The organism is Streptomyces mesophilus, from assembly GCF_011044995.1.
Lineage (GTDB): Bacteria > Actinomycetota > Actinomycetes > Streptomycetales > Streptomycetaceae > Streptomyces > Streptomyces mesophilus.
This window is the reverse complement of record NZ_JAAKZW010000032.1, coordinates 41,118-47,652: the sequence shown is the minus strand read 5'-3', so window position 1 is coordinate 47,652 and position 6,535 is coordinate 41,118. Positions and strand designations below refer to the sequence as shown.

Annotated in this window: 4 protein-coding genes; 1 reads left to right on the top strand and 3 read right to left on the bottom strand. The window is 68.4% G+C overall.

Going from position 1 to position 6,535, the window contains the following annotated elements:
- Positions 1–230: 230 nt before the first annotated feature.
- The 3 genes from G6045_RS11780 to G6045_RS11770 all read right to left on the bottom strand — a co-directional run bounded on the left by G6045_RS11780 (position 231) and on the right by G6045_RS11770 (position 5,357).
- Positions 231–830, bottom strand: coding sequence for a DUF4389 domain-containing protein (locus G6045_RS11780; protein WP_165331829.1), 600 nt, complete (start codon positions 828–830; stop codon positions 231–233).
- Positions 831–1,349: 519 nt separating this feature from the next.
- Positions 1,350–3,218: a CASTOR/POLLUX-related putative ion channel gene (locus G6045_RS11775; protein ID WP_165331828.1), complete on the bottom strand. Its 1,869-nt coding sequence runs from the start codon at positions 3,216–3,218 to the stop codon at positions 1,350–1,352.
- 84 nt (positions 3,219–3,302) lie between these two features.
- The gene (locus G6045_RS11770; RefSeq protein ID WP_165331827.1) at positions 3,303–5,357 is read right to left on the bottom strand and encodes a flavin monoamine oxidase family protein; all 2,055 of its coding nucleotides are present in this window, start codon (positions 5,355–5,357) and stop codon (positions 3,303–3,305) included.
- Positions 5,358–5,722: 365 nt separating this feature from the next.
- Here G6045_RS11770 and G6045_RS11765 point away from each other — a divergent pair, with 365 nt between their 5' ends.
- Positions 5,723–6,493: a DUF3658 domain-containing protein gene (locus G6045_RS11765; RefSeq protein ID WP_165331826.1), complete on the top strand. Its 771-nt coding sequence runs from the start codon at positions 5,723–5,725 to the stop codon at positions 6,491–6,493.
- Positions 6,494–6,535 lie beyond the last annotated feature (42 nt).

The following is a 6,535-nucleotide window of genomic DNA, read 5'->3' as shown; positions in this document are numbered from 1 at the left end:
CTTCTCCCCCACCGCCAACTCCCCCTCCATGCCCTTGGACTGGTGCCCGAGTTGATGTCTGGAGCGTGGGCGGGGGGACGGCGAGCGCCATCACCGCTTCTTGCAGTCGGCGCCTGCCGCCTCGGCTCACCGGGTACGCTCCCCCGCCCGGCGGGCCGGCCGAAGCCTTCCCGATCCTGAGCGACAGAGCGTCCGAGGGCGGGTCTTGTCGCTGACCAGGCAGGGCCCGGTCAGCCGGTCTGCAGACTGAAGGGCGGATACGCGTCCGTGAGCAGGCCGACGTACGCCTGCACCCGCAGGTTGTAGCGGTGGACACCCACCAGGAAGTCGCGGAGTCCCTGCGGATATTCGCCGGTGATCAGCACGGCGAAGAACCCCGCGACCACCACCACCATCGCCGCGATGCCCAGGGCGAACAGCACCAGATAGTGCGGGACGGCAAGGAGCCACTTCACCAACGGCTGCCACCGTGACATTCGCTCGGGATAGGCGAGTGTCACGCGGGCGTGCGGGTCCGCGCCGTCGTCGTCCGCGGTGGACCGGAAGTCGAAGGGCGGGTAGTCCTCGCGCAGGAACAGCACGTAGCTGGCCACGCGCCACTCGTAGCGGAACGTCATGGCGATCGCGTCGAACAGCGGGCGCGGGATGCGCCGGGTGAACAGCACGGCGAAGAAGGCGATGAAGGTCAGCACGGCACGCAACACAGTGAGCGCGTAGGCGATCAGGAGATGCGGAACGGCGAGGAACCACTGGACGAGCGGCCGCCAGCGGGCGATCGTCCGCGTGCCCTGGAGATCGAGTTGAGCAGGGTAAGGAAGGGTCAGTGACATGGTGCCCTCCTGAGGGCAGCCGTTCACGAAGGGTGAGGGGTCGTCGGGCTCGACCTGCCCCAAAGACCGGCCCCGAGTGCGAACTTCTTCGCATCGCCGCGGAGTCCGCGCGAGCGGACTCCGGTGCGTTGGCTTGCCCTGCAAGTCGTACGCTTACGCCAAAAGACTGTCAAGACCCGCAAAACGGGAAAATGCGAGTAACAGCGCAGGATGCGCCCTACTTCGCGGGCACCGACGGCCGCGAAGTCGTCCTTTCACGAGACGCGGCTCACTGCGGGCCCCGCCGGGTGTCATGGCTGGCTATGCGCCGGGGGTGTGCCGCTGTGCGCCGGACAGCGGCACACCCCCGAGCAACGAGCGCAGTGGGGCCCGCAGCGGCTCGGCCGGCATAAGCGGCGTAAGCGTGGTGTCCACGTCGATGTGCAGCGCCTTGAGGCGCGGCCTCCCCCGCCGCTCCCCTCGTTTTTCCTCGCCCGACGCTCGTTGAGGGAACCGGTCGGCAGCGCGCTGTCACACCCCTCACACCGCCGGCTGTGGCGATCTGCCCGACAGGACGATCACCCGGTCCTCGTCCGCATAGGTGATGCGCGTGGCCTTGTCGGGATTGACCTCGACTCCATAGGCGGGGGCTTGCGCAGCGAAGCGGTGGATGCGGTGGCCGATGGCCGTGTGCCCGCGTCGGCGGGCCGCGTCGACCACGGTGTAGAAGGTGACGGCCCGTCCGGGCGGTACGTACTCGTGCACCGGCTGCAGACTGATCCGGCACCCGCCGGCCGAGAAGAGCTCCTCGAAGACCCGGTCCAGATGCGGGTTCTCGGACATCTGGGCCAGCCGCAGGCTCAGCAGATTGCTGCTCACAATGAAGTCGTCGGCCCTGGTGGCCTGCGCGAGGGCCCGGTCCCGGTCGTCCGCCATCTCCGTCACGAGGGTGTACGTATGGGCGTGCAGGTCGGCGAGGTCACGGAGGTTGAGCAGGGTGGTGAGGGTGCGGGCGTCGGCTCCGTCCGGGTCTCGGTCGTCGGGGCAGACCACCATGACCTGGTCGTATTCGTCCAGGCGAAGGCCTTCCAGGGTCGTGCGGTCGGTGATGTCGGCGCTGCGGTAGGTCAGTTGGAGCGGTGAGTCGCTCGGCACGGGGCCCGCGGCGGGAGCGTCGGCGACGACGTCGACGCTGGAGTCGGCGGAGAGGCAGACTTCCAACTCGCGGACGATGTCGGGGACGCGAGCGCTCCAGCCGAGAATGAGTACGCGCCGCGCCGCCTCGACCGCATCGCGGACCACGGGCTCCGGCACGGGGACGAGCTCGGGCGCGGCGTCGGCGAGCTTGACGGTGGAGTCGTCCTCACTGATCACCACGACGGTGTCCGTGTCCTCCAGGACCGCGTCCGGGGGCGGGTTGAGCCGGAGCGTGCCGTCCTGCTTCATCCATCCGATGACACTGGACGTGCGGTACGCGAGCAGCGCCTCGGCGTAGGTCCGCCCGGCCAGCTCCGGCTGGCGGCGCATGTAGATCTCACAGCCCGCGAAGTCGAGCAGTTCGGTGCAGACCGCCGACAGTCCTGACTGCAGGCTCGTCTGCACCAGGAGGCGGGCGATGAAGCCCTGGACGTTGACGATACGGCTGTGCGCGCCTCCCGCGAGCCGGGCCGCGGCCAGGTTGCGGGTCTGCTCGATGCTGGTGACGACGTTCGGCAGCGGCCCGGTGCCGCGCAGACCGGACACCGCGAGCAGGGACTTGATGACACTGAGATCGGGGGCCCCGCTGTCGGGCGGCAGGATGATGACCGCCCGCGCCTGCGCCGCGTTGACGATGGCGATGTCGGCGGCCTCCGCAGGGTTGCCCGTGCGGCAGACGACCCGGGTGGTCGCGGTGGAGCCCACCCTTTCGTGGATCTGTGTCTCCATCTCGGTGCGGTCGCACTCGGCGAGGATCGCGACGCACGCGCGCCGCTCGCTGCGGTTGGCCTCGACGAGCTCCGAGAGGATCACCTGGACCTGCGGTGACCAGCCGAGGATGACCGTGTGTCCGGTCTCGGCGACATGCGACCTGCCCTTGCGAAGCCGGGCCAGCTGGTTTTGCAGTCCGGCGCTGATGACCGGGATGAGGGTACTCATGAGCATGATGCCGCCGAAGGTCATCGCCACCGCGGCGAGAAGGAAAGGCGCTGTCCCCTCGTCCTTGAGCAGCAGCGCCGGGCTGATCACCCGCAGGAACCCCGACCACACCGAAGACCCCACATCGGCGGGGCGGGTGGCGTCCGGCGCCAGCAACAGGAGCAACATCCCGTTGAAGACGGCCAGCAGGCAGCAGATGACCGCGAGGACGGCGATGAGCGCGGGCGTACCGCGGGCCATCACATTGTCGAACCTGTACTTCAGCTTCCCCATCGAACCCACTTCGTGCCGGCGCCTGTCCTTGGACCTGTGATGACCGGGCCCGGCGGGTCTCACCTCCCGCCGGGCCCGGATGCCTCACCGCAGGCCATGGACCTCCAGGGCCGCACGCACCCCTGATTCGAGAGCTCCTTCGATCCAGGCCGGCTTGACCGACGTATGGCAGCCCGCGAAGTGCAACGCCCCCTCCGGACCCGGCACTTCCGGCAGAAGTTCGATGTGCTGGCCCGGCGTGAGGACCGCGGCTTCCCCGTACGCGTACGGATCACGCATCCAGCTCTGCGTTCGCCCCGCACCGGTGAAGAACACCTCGATACGCCGCCCGTACACCTCCTGCAGTCCGCGCAGGGCCATCGGATAGCGCTCGTTGTCGTCATACGCGTCCCAGCGCAGGGCATCGTCGGCCCAGCTGTAGGAAGCGAGGACCACACCCCCTTCACTGCCCTCGACACGGTGCGACGGGTGGAACATGAAGCGGTTCGAACTGTCGGAGATCGAGCCGCCACCGGTGACCCGCACGGCCTCCACGCTGTCCCTGACCTCCCAGCCATGGGCCGCGTGCCGCACCCGCATCGCCTGCGGAATGCCGCTGTCCGCCACGGAGGGGTGGGCACCCAGCATGCTGCCGTCGTCGGGAACGGTGTTGTTGGCGTACGCGCGGTACAGGCCGGGCTTCGTCACCTCGAGCTCGCGTTTCCAGTCCGCCTCGGTGAACTCCCACCAGCGGCGGCTGAATTCGAGCAGCACCTTGGTGGCGGCGTCATAGTGCATCTCGATGACGGCACGCCTCTTCCCGTACGACAACGGGGGGCTGAACTGCACCTGGCGCAGCCCGGAGAACGGCACGGTGACGACGGTCGCGTCGCCGCTGAACTCTTCGCGCACCACTCCTTCGGGGCCCCGCCCCTCCGAGACGGTCTCCACCCGGACCCGACCGCCGGGCCCGTGCTCGATCTGGGTCACGCGGCGGTCCATCCGTACGGCACCCTTGCCGAGGCGCTCAAGCATCGCGTCCGGCAGCGCCGCGGTCCCGCCCGCCAGCTCCCAGAACGTCATGCCGGGCCGGATCAGCGAGGAGCCGATGAAGCTGTGCAGGAAGGACAGCGGAAGTCGGGAGGTGAGGTTCTCCAGGGTCCCGATCAAATCGATCGTGCGGTCGTCGAAGCCCGCGTGCTCGGACAGGAATTGGTACATCGACCAGTGCCCGAACCTCTGCACCACTCGAGCCCAGCCGTCGACCACCTCCGGATACGGTTTGTCGGTACGGCTGCCGTCGGCTCCCACGACGCTGAACTCGTCGCGGACGGGGTCGAGCACCTCGGCGAGGATCTTGGCGGCCGGGGTGTTCCAGTACTTCCGCGGCACCCCGAAGGACTTGTTCACCTCTGCCGGGTCGGCCGCGTAGTCCGCCTTGCGGACACGGATCCCGTTGACCTTGATCCATGTGCGGTTGGCCGGCTCCGGCATCGCGAAGTCACTCTCGCGCGGCCCGCGCCGCCACAGCGCGCCGTCCGGCGAGCGGTGCACGACGGCGGGCGGGACGGCCAGGGGGTTTCCGGTGCCAGGCCGGTTGTCCACGTAGTAGAACGGCCTGCGCTTGATGTCCAGTTGGTCGATCAGGGCGAGGACCAACGGATGAGCCGAGGGGATCCGCATGGCCCCGGCCTCCGCGTACTGGGCCGGATCGGCGAACGCGGACTCCTTGCCCGCCTCCGTACGGAACGTCTTGACGCGGCCCCCCACACGATTCCCGTTGGCCTCGAGGACCGTCACCCGGTGGCCGGCCTCTTTGAGGAGCAGCGCCGCGACGAGCCCGGCGGGCCCGGCGCCGATGACGAGCACATCCTTGGGCCGGGTGCGCGTGCGCGGTAAGCCGTTGTCGATGAGGACCTCGAGGTACCTCCGCTTCAGGTCGGTCCCGTCCTCGTCGAGCACGAGGATCTGCCGGGCGACTTCCTTGCAGCGTTCCCAGTCGGCTTCGCGCCGGGCGGCGGGCGCCGGGGCGGCAGCGGCGGGGGCCGAGCTGAGGGCCGTCGCGGACGCGACGGCCACGGCGCCTGTGGCGAGTGTCTGGGTGAAGGTTCGGCGGCTGAACTGCCCTGCCGGCACCGCAGCGTGTGGTGATGTTGCCATGGGTCTAGAAACGCCGAGGAAGGCCCACACGCGGGCTCAACACACCCTGGGCGTGGAGGACTTCATCTGAACGAGTGGCCTGGCGTGCTTCAAGCAGGATCGGGCGCAGACCTCGGCTCCGGGAGACGGGCACCGGCTCGTTCAAGATCGTTCTCCCTGCGGCCTGACCTCACGTCGAACAGCCAAGCGGACCGACCGCCTCCCTTCCGGCTGACACGGCCGACTGCAAGGTCAGCTGGACGGTGTCACGAACATGACGGTGCCCGACTGGCAGCCATCCGCTCATACGTCACGTACCAAGCCGATTGAAGCGGCGTAAGTGGCCCGGCCGGGGAGAGGACGCTGACCGTCCGTGTGCACATGCCGTGACCGTGTCTTCCTGGGATCTTGACCTCAAGTCTGTTCGGCATCTTGTTCCTCATCCGTCGGCGGCTGGGTCGCTGCGTAACGCGCTCCGGGCCGGTGAAGATCCCCGGGCTCGGATCCTGTGTTTTCCCGACCATTTCAGCTGGGGGCCGATTGCTCCCGAAGATCCGGCGGTGCGCAAGAGATGGTGGGGTCCAATGGCGTGTGATGACGACGGTCCCGGCGATATCGAGGCGGAGCTCCGAGACTTCTGGCGCCGGCTGGAGACCGATGCCGACCGCATCGTGGTGTGGTTCAGCCGCCGTGGGTCAGACGACGTGGCCTTCTTCCTTGCAGTGACAGTCCGGCTGGGATTGCGTCCCTGCTCGCTCATCGAGATCGATCGTCCGTCGGTGCGGACAGCCGGCTATCTCAGTCCCCTCGAAATGACCCAGCAGCTGAACTGCGAGGAACCGCTGTCCGACGAGCGGCGGGCAAGCAGCAGGCGACTTTGGCGGCAACTCCAGGCCGAAAACGCCACCTTCCGGGTGGTCACCAGCACCGGCCTCACTTCGGCCCCGGCCGACCGCTTCGACGCCCAACTGCTCGCTGCGGCGACACCGGTGTGGCGCCCCGCCCTACGCCTTGTCGGCGATGTCATGGGGAATGACGATGACGCCATCGACATGCCTCTGCGCTGGCGTATCGCCGCCTTGGTCGATAGCGGAAAACTGATCCTGGAGGGTGACCCCCGGTCCCTACGCACGGCCAAAATCCGCCTCCCCGACTAGCGAGAGCACCAGAGGCCAAGTGACGTGCTCAGCCACACCAGA